Annotated in this window: 14 protein-coding genes; 7 read left to right on the forward strand and 7 right to left on the reverse strand. The window is 61.5% G+C overall.

What is annotated here, in order from left to right; translation table 11 throughout:
* The first annotated feature begins 394 nt into the window (after window positions 1-394).
* The 4 genes from N688_RS09270 to N688_RS23135 all read left to right on the forward strand — a co-directional run bounded on the left by N688_RS09270 (window position 395) and on the right by N688_RS23135 (window position 6,305).
* On the forward strand, window positions 395-1,306 hold the full coding sequence (locus N688_RS09270) for a hypothetical protein (RefSeq protein WP_052889018.1): 912 nt from the start codon (window positions 395-397) through the stop codon (window positions 1,304-1,306).
* Window positions 1,307-1,854: 548 nt separating this feature from the next.
* Window positions 1,855-2,742, forward strand: a complete 888-nt coding sequence (locus N688_RS09275; protein ID WP_081838677.1) for a class I SAM-dependent methyltransferase — start codon at window positions 1,855-1,857, stop codon at window positions 2,740-2,742.
* Window positions 2,743-2,951: 209 nt separating this feature from the next.
* Window positions 2,952-5,024, forward strand: coding sequence for a S9 family peptidase (locus tag N688_RS09280; RefSeq protein WP_052889020.1), 2,073 nt, complete (start codon window positions 2,952-2,954; stop codon window positions 5,022-5,024).
* Window positions 5,025-5,741: 717 nt separating this feature from the next.
* On the forward strand, window positions 5,742-6,305 hold the full coding sequence (locus tag N688_RS23135; protein ID WP_162179523.1) for a CHAP domain-containing protein: 564 nt from the start codon (window positions 5,742-5,744) through the stop codon (window positions 6,303-6,305).
* A 379-nt stretch (window positions 6,306-6,684) separates the two neighbouring features.
* Here N688_RS23135 and N688_RS09295 read toward each other — a convergent pair whose 3' ends face one another.
* The 4 genes from N688_RS09295 to N688_RS23140 all read right to left on the reverse strand — a co-directional run bounded on the left by N688_RS09295 (window position 6,685) and on the right by N688_RS23140 (window position 10,847).
* Complete coding sequence (locus tag N688_RS09295) at window positions 6,685-7,908, reverse strand: Vgb family protein (RefSeq protein ID WP_052889023.1); 1,224 nt, start codon at window positions 7,906-7,908, stop codon at window positions 6,685-6,687.
* Window positions 7,909-7,910: 2 nt separating this feature from the next.
* Window positions 7,911-9,380 carry a tRNA (N(6)-L-threonylcarbamoyladenosine(37)-C(2))-methylthiotransferase MtaB gene (gene mtaB, locus N688_RS09300; RefSeq protein ID WP_052889024.1) on the reverse strand — a complete coding sequence of 490 codons (1,470 nt, stop codon included), beginning with the start codon at window positions 9,378-9,380 and terminating at the stop codon, window positions 7,911-7,913.
* Window positions 9,381-9,737: 357 nt separating this feature from the next.
* Window positions 9,738-10,556, reverse strand: a complete 819-nt coding sequence (locus N688_RS09305) for a DUF2085 domain-containing protein (RefSeq protein WP_052889025.1) — start codon at window positions 10,554-10,556, stop codon at window positions 9,738-9,740.
* A gap of 30 nt (window positions 10,557-10,586) precedes the next feature.
* The gene (locus N688_RS23140; RefSeq protein WP_052889026.1) at window positions 10,587-10,847 is read right to left on the reverse strand and encodes a glutaredoxin family protein; all 261 of its coding nucleotides are present in this window, start codon (window positions 10,845-10,847) and stop codon (window positions 10,587-10,589) included.
* 228 nt (window positions 10,848-11,075) lie between these two features.
* Between N688_RS23140 and N688_RS09315 the strand changes: the two genes are divergently transcribed.
* Entirely contained in the window at window positions 11,076-13,394 is a 2,319-nt protein-coding gene (locus N688_RS09315) for an RNB domain-containing ribonuclease (RefSeq protein ID WP_052889027.1), read from the forward strand.
* A 28-nt stretch (window positions 13,395-13,422) separates the two neighbouring features.
* On the opposite strand, the gene N688_RS09320 is transcribed toward N688_RS09315, so the two are convergent.
* Both N688_RS09320 and N688_RS09325 read right to left on the reverse strand, forming a co-directional pair.
* The gene (locus N688_RS09320; RefSeq protein ID WP_052891434.1) at window positions 13,423-13,944 is read right to left on the reverse strand and encodes an OsmC family protein; all 522 of its coding nucleotides are present in this window, start codon (window positions 13,942-13,944) and stop codon (window positions 13,423-13,425) included.
* A 214-nt stretch (window positions 13,945-14,158) separates the two neighbouring features.
* The gene (locus N688_RS09325) at window positions 14,159-15,583 is read right to left on the reverse strand and encodes a cellulose binding domain-containing protein (RefSeq protein WP_052889028.1); all 1,425 of its coding nucleotides are present in this window, start codon (window positions 15,581-15,583) and stop codon (window positions 14,159-14,161) included.
* 407 nt (window positions 15,584-15,990) lie between these two features.
* On the opposite strand from N688_RS09325, the gene N688_RS09330 reads away from it, so the two are divergent.
* Both N688_RS09330 and N688_RS09335 read left to right on the forward strand, forming a co-directional pair.
* Window positions 15,991-16,428: an OsmC family protein gene (locus N688_RS09330; protein ID WP_081838682.1), complete on the forward strand. Its 438-nt coding sequence runs from the start codon at window positions 15,991-15,993 to the stop codon at window positions 16,426-16,428.
* A gap of 343 nt (window positions 16,429-16,771) precedes the next feature.
* Entirely contained in the window at window positions 16,772-16,972 is a 201-nt protein-coding gene (locus tag N688_RS09335) for a helix-turn-helix domain-containing protein (protein WP_052889029.1), read from the forward strand.
* A gap of 453 nt (window positions 16,973-17,425) precedes the next feature.
* Here N688_RS09335 and N688_RS09340 read toward each other — a convergent pair whose 3' ends face one another.
* Window positions 17,426-17,830: a YkvA family protein gene (locus tag N688_RS09340; RefSeq protein WP_052889030.1), complete on the reverse strand. Its 405-nt coding sequence runs from the start codon at window positions 17,828-17,830 to the stop codon at window positions 17,426-17,428.
* Between the last annotated feature and the right edge of the window lie 208 nt (window positions 17,831-18,038).

Below are 18,038 nucleotides of genomic sequence, written 5' to 3' on the forward strand. Positions count from 1 at the left end.
GCAGGCCTCTGAACCTTAGAGACAGCGCGATAAACCAGGTCTCCTATTCAGACAGCAGAGATTAGCCAGGCGCGATGCTAAAGGGAGCGGTTTGTGGTATGATGATGTCAACTCCCGAGAGAGTACTGCAACCCTGAAGCGTACGACCTTCCGGGTCCTTTTGGGCCGCCTGAGACCAGCGGCATCCGCCTACTTGCTTGCTCACTCGCTCGCCAGATCAAGCCCGCTCCTCCTCCAGCGCTGGGGTGAAGGGTGGCTGAGAGCGCTCGCCAGCTAGCGCGGAGCCGCGGATCACATGATGGCTGCACTCTGGGCTGTTTGTTGGCTGAGAACGCTGCGAGAGGCGTCAAAGAAGCTCGGTGTCGCAGCCGGTTCGTTCTGCGAGGAGGGATTCATGGAGCTTTCGCTGCGGCTGGATACCCTCGGGGTGGTCGAGGTGCGCTATCTGCGTGGCCGCGAGCGCTACCGCGATTGGCCCCCGTTCCAATTGGTGGCCGCCTCCCGGCAGGCCCGTATCCAGGCGTATATGAGCCGCGAGGTCGCTGAGCAGCTGCATCAGCAGATCCTCGCGGTGGAGGCGGCTGTTGGTTTGGATGTTGAGCTTGAAGACGATGACGATCATCTTGAGAAGGAGCACAGTAGTCGTTCAATTGATGAAAAGCACTTTGACGATGCAACAGAGCGAGAGAGCAGCGCAAGTACTTTCTCTCCCTCCCTCGCCCAAGCCTTGGATCGTCTGAACGAACTGGCACGGCAGCGCTTACCCGAGGCCAGTTCCTCCTCTAGCGCTACAGATCGTGGCGAGTCGCTGGCGGAGGAGGGAGAATTGAGCGCCGAGGAAGAGGGAGCCCTGGAGCAGTTGCAAGATGCTTTTACGCAGATGATGGATGTGGTGCGGGAATTGGCCGAGGAGATGGCCACCGATGCTCTCAAGCTCAACGGGCGATTCCGCTGCGCGCGCACCAACATTATCTTTACTCAGGCCGATCTCCCCGAGGAAGAGGAGGAAGAGGAGGCAACAGAGGAGGAGGTCGAGGAGCTGGAGGCAGAAGACATTGAGGCCGAGCTGGGAGAAGAGGAGGTGGTGGAGTTTGAGGTGGAGCTGGTGATGATCCTGCAGCTCTTTGAGGAGGGGCGCACCCGCTCCGACGATCCGCCTGCTGTGGAGTTGCAGCTCGACGTCGACGATTTCGAACGCCTGCATGAGACGCTGGATATGGCGCTGCAGCGCGAGGAGCGCAGCCGCCGGCGCAGCTCCTCTCATCTGACCTCTGAGCGTGGGCGACGCAATCGCCGGCGTCGCTAGCGCCGAGTCACTCGCTCGCTACCTCACGGAGGATGGCCGCCGATCCCTGACTGCACCGCTCGCTTGTACCCTCGTTGCTGATGCTGGACCCTGCTCGGAGATGAGGCCGGGCTGAACTGGGTTTCGCCGATGCTTCTCTCTGCTCTTCCTCATCCGCTTCGCGCTGCCTGGTGGGGTGATTATGTGGCCAGGGTGCTTCTCCTGCTCATGTTTCTCTGATGGTCCTCCACCGGGGAAGATTCTGCCGGCTGAGGAGCTGCCTATGGGCCTCTGCTCGATCTCCGGCCTGGTCAATCTCGCACCAAACACGGCCATGCCTGTGGTCAGATGACTGCTGATCTGCTACAATGGGGACGGGTCTAGGGGGGTGAGAGGCAGCAGCGACCAGGGCCGTTCAGACGTTTGCTCTGCGCTGGAACTCGCTGCCTCCTGGGAACGGTTGGCAGACACAGCAGAGAAGGAGAGGTCGCAGCTCTCTAGCTATTGCCGTGTTCTGCCTGCCAGCGTGCAGGCCTGCGTGGTGTGTTTGTGAAGGGAGCTTGACCTGTATGAGTGATGAGCGCACGAGGCGTGGGCCCCGACCGTGCTGGAAGCGGGGAACGTACGTGATCGAGGCCGATGATGCTGCTGAGCTGGCGCGGGCGATGCAGCTGGAGCAGCTGATTACGCGGCAGATGGGGGGCCTTTTCCCGGAGCGCGGTGGTGACCTGAATACTGTACAGACGATCCTCGATATAGCCTGTGGCCCCGGTGGCTGGGCGCTGGCTGTGGCCTATGCGTATCCGCATGTGACAGTGATCGGCATCGATAACTGCCCGGCGGTTGTGGAATACGCTCAGGCCCAGGCCTGGTCGCGAGGCCTGGGAAATGTCGAGTTCGTGGTGATGGATGCACTGCAGCCCCTCGATTTCCCTGACGATGCCTTTGATCTGGTGAATGCCCGCTTTCTGATGGGGATGATGCCCGTCTCGGCCTGGTTGCCCTTGCTGCGCGAGTGCCGTCGCGTTACCCGTCCAGGGGGCAGCATTCGTCTGACCGAGGCCGAGCTGTGTTTGACCACCAGCCCCGCTTTTGAGCAGCTCTCAGCCTGGCTGGCACGGGCCTTCTGGCGCAAGGGATATAGCTTCTCTCCCGATGGGCGCACGTTGGGAATCACCGCCGTCCTGGGCCAGCTGCTGCGCTCGGCAGGCTGGCGCAACGTTGGCTATCATCCCTTTGTCGTGGATTTCTCGACCGGCGCCCCCGCTCAGACTGGGGGCTACCAGCACTTTATGGTGTTTTGGAGGCTCATACAGGAGTTTGTCTGCTCCTGGGCGGAGGTCCCCACAGAGACCTTCGAACGCTGCTATCAGCAGGCGATGGCCGAGCTCCTGCTCGATGAATTCTGTGGGCAGTGGTTTCACCTGCTGACCTGGGCGGAGAACTTTCCTGCCTGACTGAAAGGCAGCCTCCAGGCCGAGACGCTCAACTGGCCTGCTCTGCTCTCCCAGCGAACGGCGGCAGGGTGGGAATGGGGCCGTTCCCTCCTGCTTGGATTGGCGCGCGCTGCAGGTAGCCCTCCTGCTTTGTGACTGAATAGCTGGCTGGGGTGGCTCGCTGCCTGGAACGGGGCCGCTTCAGCTCCCTCTGTAAGAAGAAGTTGTCTATGACCAGAACGATTACGATTGAGGATCTGTATCGCCTGCGCTTTGTGAGCCAGCCGCGTCTTTCGCCCGATGGCTCACGTGTGGCCTTCGTGGTCACGACGATCGATGAGCGGGAGCACGAGTATCGCTCGGCAATCTGGGTTGCCCTGCCAGGAGGCGAGGTCAGACGCTTTACGAGCGGGCGCACCAGGGCTCACAGCCCAACCTGGTCACCTGATGGGCGCTGGCTGGCCTTCGTCTCCGATCGCGAGAGCGATGAGCCGGCGAGAGGTGCTGCAACAGCTCCTGCTGGGGAGCGCGGGGAGCAGCGCCCTGCTCAGATCTGGCTGCTGCCAGCGGACGGCGGTGAGGCGCGCCAGCTGACCTGGATGGAACATGGCGCTGAGCGCCCCGTCTGGTCGCCAGATGGGCGCTTCCTGCTCTTTTCGGCCCAGGTTGGTCCAAGTGACGAGAAAACGCCAGAGGGCAAGCCTCTGCCAAAGGCGCGGGTCATCGAGCGCCTCTGGTATCGCCTCGATGGGGTCGGCTTTATCCACGAGCGTCGCAGCCACCTCTTTCTGATCCCTGTTGAGGGCGGTGAACCCGTCCAGCTGACCGATGGCGACTGGGATGACTCCGACGCGGCCTGGTCTCCTGACGGTCAACAAATCGCCTTTGTCTCAAGCCGGGCGGAAGATCGCTGGCGCCTGCCCTGCCCCGATCTCTATACGCTGAGGATCATCTCCGGCCAGCCAGGCGAGCTGCGCTGCTGGACCGATGGGACGCTCTCTTGTGCCTCGCCTTCCTGGTCGCCAGATGGCCGCCAGCTCGCCTTTTTGGCTATGCAGAAGTACCGCTCGGCGAACCACGTCGATCTGTATGTGCTCTCGCTCGATGGAGCAACTCCCGGCCAGGTCCAGCCGCTGTGCCTGACCAATGATTTTGAGGGGAGCTGCGTCGACTGGACCAATAGTGATCTGGGGGACGAGCATCTGATGCCTTCCCCTGGCTGGTCCGCCGACGGGCAAACGCTCTATGTGCTGGCCTCGCGGCGCGGCGCAACGCGCCTGTATGCTCTTCCCGTCAGCGGGTCCAGCCAGGAGCCGCCGACCCTCACGCCCGGAGCAGTGCATGTGCGCGACTTCTCCCTGGATCAGGCTGCCCGGGGCGTAGCCTTGCTCATGGGCAGTGCCACACAGCCGCCAGAGATCTATCGCTGCTCGCTTGTCGGCGAGCGCGCCGAGCTGGAACAGGTCTCGCATTGCAATGATGAACTGCTGAGCGAGCTGAAACTAGCCACGCCGGAGTATTTGCCCTACCGTGGCTGCGACGACTGGCCTATGGATGGCTGGCTCTTGCGTCCCCCCGACTACGATCCTGCCCGGCGCTACCCGCTGATTGTGGAGATCCACGGGGGTCCCAATACGCAGTATGGCTACGGCTTCTTCCATGAGATGCAGGTCCTGGCCGCCGCGGGCTATGTGATCCTCTATACCAACCCGCGTGGAAGCTGCGGCTACGGGCGTGAGTTTGCCCTGGCCGTGCGCGGGGCCTGGGGCGAGAAGGACTCACTGGATATTCTGGCCGGCATCGACGCGGCGCTGCAACAGGGCGGTCTTGATGAGCAGCGCATCGGGGTGATCGGCGGGAGCTACGGCGGCTTTATGACCGCCTGGCTGATCGGCCATAGCCAGCGCTTCCGCGCTGCGGTGGCCGATCGCAGCGTTACTAACTTGATCTCCGATTTTGGCAGCAGTGATTTTGGCTGGACGTTCGCCGACGATGAGCTGGATACCACACCCTGGGAGAATCTGGAACGCTACTGGCGCATGTCGCCTTTGGCCTATGTGCAGCACGTGCAGACGCCGCTCCTGATCCTCCATAGTGAGCAGGATCTGCGTTGCAATATCGAGCAAGCTGATCAGCTCTTCACTGCACTCAAGTATCTGGGGCGCGAGGTGCGCTATGTGCGCTTCGAGGGCCAGAGTCACGGCCTCTCACGCGGCGGCCATCCCTACCTCCGCCTGCAGCGCCTGCGCTTCATCGTCGACTGGTTCGAACGCCATTTGCGAGAGCCTGAGCGGCAACCGTAGCCGCGTCGCTTCAGCAGCCCAGCTACCTCAGCGAGCCAGTCAGGTCAGACGACTGGCTCGCTTGCTTGCTCCTCCTGGCGCCTTGCTTTCTCTTCTCCCCCTGGCCGGTCAGTGGTAGTTTGCTTTCCCCTCTCTCCCCTGAAAGAGGCATGTCAGGCACACTATGTGGTCTACCGACAGAGGCAAGCAAACAATCGCATACATTATAAAATTGATCCAATCAATTTGGAGGGCACTTTTATAGTAAAACCGTAACAGATCGCGGATGTCGAATCAGTATCGGCCTGCAATTGCGACGGTATGTCATGCCGGCCAGGCGGAGCATGTATGCTTTGACTGGCTAGTGATAGTTGCAACTTGCGAAGGGACGAGACATTGCGAGTACACCAACGAATCTGGCATTACCTGTATCAACGGCAGCGGACGGAGTCTCAGAGAAGCACGCGGGCGCTAGCGACCCTGGTGTTGCTCCTCTCGGGAACAGCCGCCGGCGCGGCGCAGATGCCGCTGGCGGCTCAGGTCAGCTGCCTGCATCACCAGCCGGCTCTGGTCCGTGGGGCGGTGCAGACCTGCCGCGTGTGGGGGCCTGCCCCGCTTGGTGCAGAGGCTGGCCAACAGCAACAGCGATCCCAGCATCTTTTCCCCTACAAAGAGCCTCGGCCAACGAGTGCAGATACTCAGTACCCGCGACCTATCAACAGAGCAGTGTTGGCCCGTTTGCTCCGTCGACAGGGTCGGCAGGAACCGGCCCAGCTTTCGCTGCAGCTCTCCGCTGGAGGAGGAGCCTCTCAAGCTCAGATCTCCTCGGGATCGAGTGCTGAGAGTGGACCATCTTCCCGGGGGGATGCCACTCCACCGGCAGCGGGGCCACCAGAGCCGCCGCCAACGCTGCCCGCAGAACCAGCGGGAGGGAGCGGCAGGCCAGTGACCAGTGGCAACGTCTTCCCCTATGGACAATGCACCTGGTGGGCTAATCAGCGGTATTTCCAGCTGCACGGAAGCTATGTCCCCTGGCGCACCCAGGCTGATGCCTGGCAGTGGGTGGCACGGGCCTATGAGTTTCACTGGCACGTCTCGCGTGATCCTGTGCCGGGGGCCATCATCGTGCTGCAGCCGGGGGTCGAAGGAGCCTATGCCTTGGGACATGTGGCGGTGGTGGAAAAGGTACTGGGCCAGGGGCGTGTACTGGCCAGCACCATGAATTGGGGTGCCGCCCCCTGGAAAGTCCAGTACGTTGTGTACAGCGTCGGCCCTGGTGTCGCCTTTATCTACAGCGACTAGCTTGCGCGGCTCGTCGCGGCTCAACGTCCGGCTCGCATATCTATGGCCTGACAGAAAGCTCTGCCTGCCCGCCTCATATTGAGCCGGTTGCCTGCGCGAGCTGCTACCTACCAGAGCGAGAACGGAACGAGGAATGCTGATTGCAGGCCATGCCAGACCAGCTGGCATGGGATGGCGGAAGAGAGCTGTGCTGCGCGCACGGCCTCTGCTGGCCAGCCTTGCCGGTGTGTCCTGGCGCTCTCTCCATCCGTGGTCGCGCGCCCGCAGGGCGGTGAACGGTTGTAGACCATCTATCCGCACATGCGGACATCCGTCCCGCGGGCGCTCTCAGGAGAGGCAGGCCACCTGTCCAGGCAGCCTTCTCCTCCTCACCTTCCCCTCACGTCAGCGTCAGCAGGCCGAGCTGATTGGCACCGGCTTCTGTAAACCAGACCTGCTGGCGATGAGCTACTGCGATCCCGAAAGGAAAGCTGTTGGCCGTTGGCACTGGGTAGTACAGGAAGCGCTGCTGCTCAGGGAGCAGATGCGCCAGGGCATTCGCTGCCGCTACCGTTACCCAGACGCCGCCGCTCTCATCCAGAGCAAGGCCATAGAGGCCCCCTGACGATCCATCAGGGGTCGGGGCAGCGTAGCGAGTGAACTGGTGGCTGGCAGGGTTAAAGCGCAGCAGGAGATTGTGAGCAAAGGTGGTGATCCAGACCTGGCCTTGCCGGTCGACAGCGATCTCCATCGGCATCGCTCCTGGATCGGGTGTCGAGAAGGTTGTTAGCTTTCCGGTGCGGGGGTCAAGATATCCAATGCGGTTCTGGCTCGATTCTGTGAACCAGAGGTTGCCCTGGGCATCGAGCGCCAGGCCATAGGGATTAAGCTGCTGGGCGGTATGGTGTGCCGAGAGGGGATACTGGCGCAGCTCGCCGGTTGCGGGATTGAGGCGTCCCAGGGCGTCGGCATTCATCTCAGTGAACCAGATGAGGCCCTGCCGATCTATGAGCAGCTCATTGGGCGCGACTGGCAAGGTCAGCTGCTTCCCCTTGTGGGCCGGATCAGGGGCACTGACCGTAGGCAAGGGATAGATCTGGAAGCGGCCAAGGCGGGGCAGATAGTGGCCGATGTAGTTGGCGTACTGTTCCGCAAACCACAGCGAGCCGTCGGGGGCCACAATCAGGCCCATCAGTCCACCCCGTCCGCGGGGAGGAGTCACTGTCTGCCAGCTGGCTCGCTGGGGATCAAACATCGCAATGCGATTGCTGGCCATCACCCCAAACCAGACACGCCCCTGCTGATCGATAGCGGGCCGCATGAGCATGTCGCCCTCGGCACGACGTGTCAGCGCATACTCGTGGAAGGTACCCATCTGGATCAGGGCCGGCAGCGACCCTGGACGGCTCAGCAGGGTGGGGACGACCGTCGTCGCTGCGGCAGATGGCTGACCGCTGGCGCTCGAGAAGCCACTGCAGGCGCTCAGGACCGCCAGCAGGAGAAGCAGCAGCCAGGAGAGCCAACGGCTGCGGGTGGGGAAGACATAAAACGCCTGCCTGGCTCGGGACGATGGCTCTCCAGATGCGCCGGTACTTCGATGAGCAGCAGGCCCATCCCCGTCCAAGGCTAAACGACCTCCCCTACGAACATTCCCCGGGCCCCGTCTTCGGTCAGTTGCTCCAGGCGAACTGTCACAAAAGTATTCTGCCAGGTGCGTGTCTCGGCCTCCGGCAGGTGCTCCACTTCGACGCGCACATAAGTATCGGTCAGCCCCTCCCAGTAGCCTTGCTTGCGCTGCTCTAGCAGTACCTGAACGGTCTGGCCCAGAAAACGGCTGCGGAACTGGCGGGATAGCTTCCCTGCCAGTGCCAGCATACGCTCGCTGCGAGCCTTCTTGACCTCTTCCTTCACCTGGGAAGACATACGAGCTGCCGGCGTGCCCTGGCGCGGCGAAAAGCGGAAGACGTGACAGCGAGCAAAGCCCAGCTCAGCCGCAAGCGCGTAGGTCTGGGCGAAGTCCTCCTCGCCCTCCCCTGGAAAACCGGTGATAATATCGGTGCTCACGGCGATGTCGGGGATCAAGCGACGGGCCGTAGTGACAATTGTGCGATAGCGCTCGGTCGTGTAGCGCCTCCCCATGCGGCGCAGAACAGCATCCGAGCCGCTCTGCAAGGGGAGGTGGAGATGACGGCAGAGGCGCGGATTCTCCCACAGCTCTAGCCACTCCAGACGGAAATCCTCCGGCTCCAGCGAAGAGACGCGAATGCGGGGGATCGGGGTCTCGCGCAGCAAGGCCGCCAGCAGATGGCCAAGATCCTGCTGCGGATTCTCCGGGGGGTGATAATCACCCAGATGGACGCCAGTCAGCACTACCTCCTTGTAGCCGGCGCGGGCCTTGCGCCGAACCTGCTCGACAACTGAAGCGATGCTGCGACTGCGCGATCCACCGCGTACATATGGGACGATACAGTACGTGCAGCGATTATCACAGCCATCCTGGACCTTGATCTGGGCCCGCGTGCGCGAGAAGGGAGGACGCCAGTTCTCAGGCAGCGTTAGCGCGGACAGGCTATCGGCGTTCTCGGGGAGCGGCTCCTCATCGGGAGTCCAGTCGCTACCGATATGATAGCTATCGAGCGGCAGCATGGGCAGAGTTCGCCCCGAGCCACGACCTTGTTGCTGGTAGCCGGGCACCACGGTAGTGGCCTCACGCTCAGCAGCCTGCTTCCCCTCGCGGAGGCGCTGACGAATAGCCTCCACCAAGGCAGTCTTGCCGCTATTACCGACCACCAGATCGACGCCAGGCAGTGCGGCCACTGCTTGGGGGTTGGCTTCAGCATAGCAGCCCGTTACCACGAGCAGAGCATGAGGCTGGCGACGCTGCACCTGATGGATCAATGCCCGCGAGCTTCGGTCCCCCAGATGGGTCACTGTGCAGGTATTGACGATATAGACATCTGCCGGCTCGTTGAAGTCTTGCTGGACAAAGCCGGCAGCGTGCATCTGCTCGCTGATTGCCTCGCTATCGGCCTGATTGACCTTGCAGCCCAAGGTGGCGATGGCGAAGGTGGCCGGTCCACGTTCTGAAAGACTCATACGATCCCCAACGCTCTCCAATGCTGACTTATCTATCCTGACTTGGCTGGCCTCCCCCTGTCAGGGGCTCACGCCATTCCTGCCACACTGGAGACCGCCAACAGCTTCCCGCTGGCGGTCTGCTCTGGTCTGCCTGTAGCTCTGGCAGTGGACAAACAGGCAGAGAACCACGGCGCGGCTTTCCCTGTGCAGAGAGAGTATCTAACAGAGCGCCTTTCGCTGTCAAGCAACCCAGGACAGCGTGCCCTTCTCAGCACTCATCTGGCCTCTTCTGCTGCCGCTCCTGTGGCTCTCAACTCAAAAACTCAACGCCGATCCCGCTGCCGCCTCTCGTCTCTCTCGCTCGGCTCCCCGGCGTCAGGGACAAGCCTCCGGTTCGTGCTGGGGGAGACTGGACTCCCCTGCGCTGGGCTGCTGGGGCAGCGGCACCGTGGTCCGACTGCTCACTGCCGGCGGAACGGGAACCGAAAACGCCACGGGCCCAGAGGCAGGCGCCGGGACCTGCCCGTTGACGAAGGCGGGTGCACTGGCCAGACTAGACCCGGCAGGCACCAATGAGGCGAAAGACTGGTAGGCCAGCCCACGGCGCAACTGCAAGGCCGCGCTCATTTCGGGAGTGACGACCAGGTTGCGCTCGATCAGCGGCAGCACAAAGAGTACATTGCCCAGGCCGAAGATGGTGCCCGTCAACACGCGCAACAGGGGCGTGCTCTCACGCCAGCCGAACATCTGCGTAAAGCCATCGAGGGCAATTGGCACCAGGGTTAAGGCCCACAGCCACCAGGGAATGCCAGGCAGGCGGCGCTTACTCAAAACAAAGAGCAGCGATCCAACGAACATCGATGCATAGATGGAAAAGTTGCGCTCACACATCCCCAGTGGGTGACCGAAGATGTAGAAAGAGTGTGACGGTATCTGGGCGCAGATGAGATGTAGCGCAAAGTAAATGGGACGGGCGAGCGTGTCCAGGCCAAAGTAGAAGAGAAAGGGCACACTCAGTGCCAGCAGCACAATGCTTCCCAGCAGGGTGGTCACCACAAAAGCCCAATAGCGCAACAGCCAGGACCCTAGACTGTCAATCAGCGTGTTCAGGCGGCTCGGGCGACGTCTATGGGGCATGGGAGCAGGGCGGGTGAGCGACTGAGGGAGTGGAGAGACTCCCTGATCGACGGCCATGAGCCTGGTCCTCCTCTTTTCGTTCACTACTCAGGGCAAGTGGAAGGCTCTCAGCAGATCGCGGAATTCAAGGCGCCCTTCCAGAATCTGCCCATTAACGACAATCACCGGAATGCGATAGCGGTATAGTTCGAACAGCTCAGGATTGCCGCGAATATCGATCTCGGTCAAATCGAAGTCTATCTGGCTAGCGATTTCCTCGAGCATCTCGCGGGCCTCGTCGCACAAGTGGCAGCCAGCTTTCGTATAGAAGGTCACCTGTGGCGAGGGCTGCTGTTTCTGCCGACTCACACGCGTTGCTCCATCGTCGTTCTCAGGGGAAATGATACCACGTCGGCCTGACTGACGACAAGCGGGGAAAGAGTGAGCCAACGTAAAAGTGCCGTGGATATACTGCAAGATAGGCCCTATCCCCGTATACAGCCTTTGGTTCTGTCTGCAGATCTTGAGCAGGTGATACAATACAATATACTCATTGAGTCTGCTACTGCCGAGCGATGGCAAATGTGAGGAAAAAGGATGGCAACGAACGCAGCAGAGAGAGAGAGAGGCAGTAAGAGCTTTTCGGAGAAAGCCCGGGCTGAGGCCAGAGCAGCCGTCAGCCGGGTGCCAGCCCTCCTGGAGGGGCGCCCACTGGTCAAGGGGATTACCATCGATGGACCAGCCTCGCGCGATCTTGATGATGCTCTCTGGCTGGAACCCCTACCCACAGGGGGTGCTCTCCTGCAAATCAGCATAGCCGACGTCGCCTCACTGCTCACTCCTCAGCTCACGCCGGCCCTGGAGCGCGAGGTGCGAGAGCGGGCCTTTACACGCTATTACTCCAATCACACGGTACCACTCTTGCCGCGTTTGTTGAGCGAGGAGCATCTCAGTCTGCTGGAGGGCCAGCGGCGTCCGGCGGTGACCCTCACCCTGCCCTTCGACACCTCCTGGCAACCAGGTGAGCCGCATCTCGGCCTCACCTGTCTCGTGAGTGTCAAACGCTTCTCGTATGCGGAGGCCGATGCCTTGCTGAACGAGCCTGATCGTCCTCTTGGGGCGATGCTGCGTGGCCTCTATCGCCTGGCCGAGCAGCTCTTTCAGCTACGGCGTGCCCGTGGCTCGCTGGCTCTCTACGACCTGCATCGGGGGTGGGCCACCAGCGAAGAGGGGTTCCTTCTGCGCCTCAGCAGCGAGCAGCGGCATCGCTCCTATCTCCTGATTCAGGAGTGCATGATTTTGGCCAACCAGCTTTTTGCTCAGCTCCTGGCTCAGCGCGGCCTGCCGGCTCTCTACCGCAACCACTGCTCCAAGCCCATTGCTCCCACGGGTGAAGCCCTGCGCGAGATGCTTGAGACAGCCCTGCTGCGACCCGACCACGTCAGACCGGAGCAGGTCAGCGCCACCATCCAGCTGGTAGTGGAGCGCGCCACCTACGCGCCGACCCTGCGCGGGCATTTCGGCCTCCAGCTGCCAGCCTATCTGCACCTGACCTCGCCGCTGCGACGCTATGCCGACCTGGTCAATCAGCGCATCCTGCTCTCCCTCGTGCAAGGCGAGAGCTGCAAGCCTCTCCCTGCGCGAGAGGAGCTGGAGGAGATTGCCAGCCACCTCAACGAGGTTGAACGCAGCCTGAAGGCGGCAAAACCAGCCTACTTCCTGTCGCTCTACGAGCAGCAGCTGCAAAAACAGGTTGAAGATGCTCTTGCTCAAGGAGGAGAGGGTTCCCGCCCTCTGGCCGGACTGGACGCGCGGCGCTTTCACAGCCTGGTGCGCATCGCGGCGCAATCGCAGCTGCTGCCGCCGGTCATTGAAGCAGAGATTCTGGCCCGCCTGCAGGAAGACGCCCTCGGTGCTCATGACCTCTTTACGCTGCTGTTCCGTTTCTCGACTGCCGGCCAGAGCTGGGAGCGCCTCAAGCGCGCTGCCCTCTCCTCCCTCTGTCGTCAGCCGCAGCACGCCATCAGCCTGCTGGCTATGGGCCAGCAAATACTCGGCTGGGAGGCCCCGACCTATGAGGAGCAGACCTTCTTTAGCAGTGGAGGACAGCCCTGCTTCATGGCTTGCGCCAGCCTGCGCCTGACCGACCAGCACTATCGCTCGGCGACCTATCAGGCTCAACGCAAAGATCGGGCGCGTCAACTGGCCAGTGCCGATCTGCTGGTCAGAGTGAGCGGCCTCGGGTCAGAGGAGAGCGCCCCCCTGCTGCAGGAGCTTTCCAACTCGCGCTGTCCCACTCCTGGAGCTGAAGAACAACCTGGGGAGCCAGAGGAACGGAAGAAGCAGGTGGAGCAGCAATCGTATCAAGAGGATCAAGGGCCGGAATCTCTGCCCGCCGAGGGCAACTACAAGGGGACCTTGCAGGAGCTGGCGCATGGTCATCGGTGGGGAACGCCGCTCTACCGTCTGCTCGCTCATAGTGGGCCGGCCCATGCCCCTCACTTTATGGCGGAGTGTGAGCTGACCATCGCTGGCGAGCGCTACAGCGCCAGTGGCCATGGCTCAAGCCGGGCGCGCGCCGAACAGGCCGCCGCCAGAAATCTCTTACTGCGCCTGCCTCTTCCTCCGGCGCAGCGCCAGGCTCTACTGGGGCCATCCGAGCGCTCGGCGATGCGTCTGTTGAACGAGCTGCTCCAGCGCCGACGCATCGAGCGGGCCGAGTATACCTATGTGCAGAGTGGATCGCCGCAAGAACCACTCTTCACCTGTACCTGCACAGTCACCTTGCCTTCCGGGGAAACGCGCACGGCAGCTGCCCAGGGCAAGACCAAGCGCTCCGCGGCCAGGGGGGCAGCGCTGAAGATGCTCAAAGCCTTGCGCACCCCTACGGATGAGCAAGGCTTTGAGAACCACTGAGCGTGTCGAGAGAGCAGGGCACAGAGACTCAGTCGGAGAGAAGCGTGGCGTGTAAGGGAATAGCCTTCTCGATCGTCTGCCCCACTGGTGAAGTATGCAGTACATGCCGATGAAGCTCTTCAAGCACTTCCTGTGGGGCATCAGCCTTCAGATGGACACGCACCTCGATCCCAGTGTAGCCGGCGTGCCCCTCGTGAAGGCCCAGAAATACGGGTAAATCGATGTGGCCTTCGAGTTCAACGCGCAGCTCCTGAATCTGGATGCCGCGCAAAGCCGCGTTGGCCGTGTAACCAATGGCCAGGCAGCTTCCCAATGCGCCGAGCAGCTGCTCTACTGGATTGGGGGCAGTATCGCTGCCGCCCAGCGCCTTCGGCTCGTCGGCATAGCTGGGAGGCAGGTCGCGAATGCGAATCTCATTCAGGAAGCCGCCTCTCCAGGTCACCTCGGCTCTCCAGAGCGTATCACCAGCCGCTGGCTCGTTTTGCAGCTTCGTGCGCAGAGCTGCGATGGCGGCAGTATCGACGCCGTTGACCGTCGCGGATGTACTCACCTGGTCCTCCAAAATTGACTTACTGGATCAAGAAAATCAACTTTTGGGTAAGTATACGGCAGACGAGGCTCTCTGTCAAGGGGGAAGGCGAGCAGAAAGAGCAATGCCTGCTCCTCCCAGCCTCCCCTGTTCAGGTGGCGGAGAAGAGCAGGCAGCCAACGCCGAGCAGGCTGCTGTCCTGTCTACCTGCAAACGAGTGAGCAGAACAGAACGGCTAGCCTGTTGTGTAGGTGACAGGGATATAGGCGCTTGGACAGGACGAGCCGCAGCTACTGGGGTAACTGAAGTAGTAGATGCGCCCGTTATTAATCAGCTGGTTGGTGGCGTCATAGACGCGGATAGCATACTGGCTGCCCCCTGGCGTCGTGGGCAGAATCACATAATCGTTGCCCATGTCGGCGTCCATCTGGGCGTGGACCCAGTTCCCGTTTTGATAGTAGTCGACGCCGTGGATGCCGTTGGCCAGGTGCGTGATGGAGATTGCCGACCAGTAGGGATTGGCCCCCTGAAGGAAGGCGATATGGATATCGCCCGTATAGTTGGGCGCGGGAATGAACTGCCAACTGATCTGGCGGTTGTTCCAGGCGTTAGGGTACATATTGCCCACTGGCTGGCCATTGAGCTGGAACTGGTTGAGGGCGCGCTGGACAATGTCCAGGTGATAGGGATCATCACGGCACCAGGCATTGCCATCCTGGCAACTATCGGCCACCACCAGGTCAAGCGTGGCTCCTGTGTACTGGTCGTTGACCCAGCTTCCATTGCGACAGAAGGGCTGGTTTGGGGCACCATCGTTGACGCCAGTGCAGTAGGCCCCGATGGTCACGCGCACCCAGCGCCCGCAGTTCAGGCCGTTGTTGAAGACGCCGATTTTACTGGCATTCTGGGCCGAGATCGGGCGCGAGAGATAGGTACTGTAGTCGCCCGGCGTATTTTGCACGTTAAGGGCCACGTAGTAAGAGGAATCGATGTAGCCATCGGGTACGCCGCAGCCGCCATAAGGGCTTCCCACTCCAGAGAACCAGGTTGCATTTCCCGTATGCACGCCGTCCAGTGGCAGGGGTGTGGTCGGAAGCCCGGGAATGCCCGGCGTTGGCGTTGTACTCGCCGTTGCTGTCGGCGTCAAGGCCGGCGTGGGGGTCGGCGTCGGGGAGGGGGTTGTGCCGACGGTGGGTGTCGGGCTACTGCCCGGTGTGGCTGTCGCGCTGCCACCGCTGCTGCAGGCGGTACCGTTCACCGCGAAGGTGGTCGGCACGGGATTACTGGTGGTCCAGGCACCGTTGAAACCAGGGGTGACTGTCCCGTTCGCCGGGACGTTCCCATTCCAGCTAGCATTTGTGACTGTCACATTCTGCCCCGATTGGCTGAAGGTCCCATTCCAGCCCTGGGTGACACTCTGGCCCGCCGCCGGAAAAGAAAAGGTCAGGGTCCAGCTAGTCCAGGCGGAGCCGCTCGTGTTCTGAATGACGATGTTGGCCCCGAAACCGCCGGGCCACTGGCTGGTAATAGTGTAGGTGACCTGACAGTACGCAGCGGCGTAGCTGACCCTGGCCCGGCTGACTAGACCGGCTACCAGCGAGCAGACAACGACGACGGTCAGGCCGATCAATAGGAGGCGCGAGCGTCCAATACTCCTCATTCCGCTTCTCCTTGCACAGTGCGGCCAGTCGTGAGTCGGGGACAGGGCGCTCATGACCAGGCCCGGCCAGGTCGGACCTGTGACGCCGTCTGCAGCCCCGGCTCAGGGTCTTTCTGCCCCAGTATAGAAGAACAGAAGCCGTCATAGCCAGAGCAGGTAGCAGTCATCTGCACGACAGTGGCCAGGGGCAAGGGAAGCCTCCCCGCACCGGCCTGCTTCAGGAGCCTCGAGAGAGGCTGTGACGGCCAGGCATGCTACAATACAGGGCAGCCAGGCTGCGTGTGGCGGGAGCCTGCTCGTCTCCTATCACGCCGCTGCGCTTTCAGTGACCAGAAAGAACCTCGCGCGATAACCCGGCACGGCCCATGTCTGGACCATCCAGGCGCGGATGACAAGGAGGAACAGCTATGCCACTGACTCTGGTAGCGCGACTGCGCTTGCAGGAGAACATGACCTTTCTGGCGGAAACAGCCAGGGGAAAGCAGCTGCGGCTGTCAGCCGCGGCTGACCAGGGGGGAACAGAGGAGGAGCTGCGCCCGATGGAGCTGCTACCGCTGGCTCTGGGGGCTTGCACTGGCATCACGGTTCTGTCCATTCTACGCAAAAAACGTCTGCAAATTACCTCTTATGAGGTCGTTGTTCATAGTGAGCGGGCAGAGCACCACCCACGTGTCTTTACCGCCTTTCATGTAGAGCATCGTATCACTGGCGTTGCTCTTGGGCAGGAGGTGATTGAACGCGCTATTGAACTCAGCGAAACTAAATATTGTCCTGTGAGTGCTATGCTGCGGGCAGCAGCCCCGATCACTCACAGTGTGACGCTCCTGGCCTCCACTGAGCCGTAGAGCGCCTGGGAGAGGCTTCCCTTTCCGAAAGTAGGGTGGGTGGCCTGGGGCTTGGGGGCCAAAGAGGGGCTGGAAAGAGGCTTGTCAGCGGCTCTTGGAAACGGTATGATAGACGCATCTCGATGCCAATGCTGCAGACACAGAATACCGTCATAGCGGTTCCAGGGCGCGAGAGGAGCCGGCCCAGTGGAGTGCCGGTGAATAAGAGAAGAGGTATCCCCAGGTCCAAAGGGGGGCTCCAGGCGAGGGACAGCCCTGGGGTGTCTGTCTCCTCTCCTCTCTTCCTCCTTTTTCCCTGGAAAGTGGCTGTGGCGGACCGGCTGTCTGCGAAGGAGAGAAGGTTATGGATCGACATCTGGAAGTGGAAGAACTGCTCACAATCAGCGAAGTCGCACAGCTCTTGCGGGTCGATGCTACCACGGTCCGGCGTTGGGTGAAGGAGGGCTTACTGGAAGGGGTGCGCCTGCCTCGTGCCAGCCAGCGCCAAAGCTATCGTATTAAGCGCTCAACGCTGGAACGGCTCTTAGGAGAGGGTCAGAAGTAGCGTCAGGCGTCGCACGGTGGCTGGTGGCCGCTGATAGCGGGTGGCGGGGCTGATGGTTGTTGATGCTTGTGACGGCTGTGGCTGGGATGGCTGCCCCTCCGAAATGCAACGAGGTGCAACCAGCGATCGCGGTCAGAGGGACTCTGGTCATTGTGGTCTGTGTCTCTCTACTATTTCTCTCCTCGGTTGAGGAAAGGCTGTTTGTGTGAGGGGGCGTGTCTCCTGGTTGCCGTGGCATCGAGTCGTTTTGTTGCCAGCAGTGAGAGGGAGGCAAGAGCGACCATGATGAAGCGAAGCAGGGAACACCCCCTGAACAATCTTGCTGCGTTCTGATTGTTCGCTTCTGTTGTTTTCGGGCCAAGAGGTTCAATGCTACCTGGCGACGAAGCCGGGTAGCTTCTCTTCTGTGCACTGGCAGAAACAGTGGCATGGCCTCAGCTTCAGCTGGCTTCTCTAGTGACTGGGCACGAGATGGGGCTTGCTGAGGACCCAACAGAGGAAGAGGACACCAAGTCCCCAGATGACCAGCACAAGCACGATCCCCCCTCGAAAGCGTGGCTGCTCCTGAGCCTCAGCGGCGCGTGCGCGGGCCCGGCTCTCCTCTAGAATGGCGGGCGGCAGGAGCTTGATGGCCAGCAGAATTCCTAGCGGCAGTATGACAAGGTCATCCAGATAGCCGATGATAGGGATGCAGTCGGGGATCAGGTCGATCGGGCTGAAGGCATAGCTCAGGAGACCTAGCAGCAGCAGGCGATGGTACCAGGGCAGGCGTGGGTCGCGATAGGCCAGGATCAGGGCCTGAATCTCTTGCCGCAGGTGGCGGACACGCCCCTGCCAGCGCGCTCTGAAGGCTGGCATGACTCTTGAGTAAGCTCCTCCTTCCAGTGTCTCCTTCTCCTTCTCTTGAGAGGCAGTATACAGACCAGTGCAAGTCGCCACACTCCCAGCCAGGATGAGTACCACGGTAATCCAGTCGCCAGCGCAGCGCGTATCTGCTCAGTGTCAAGATAGAGAGGGCCGCTGCAGCTCAACAGGCCGGCCTATGGTGCGGCTGTCCCTGTTCTCT

The organism is Thermogemmatispora carboxidivorans (assembly GCF_000702505.1).
Classification (GTDB): Bacteria; Chloroflexota; Ktedonobacteria; order Ktedonobacterales; family Ktedonobacteraceae; genus Thermogemmatispora; species Thermogemmatispora carboxidivorans.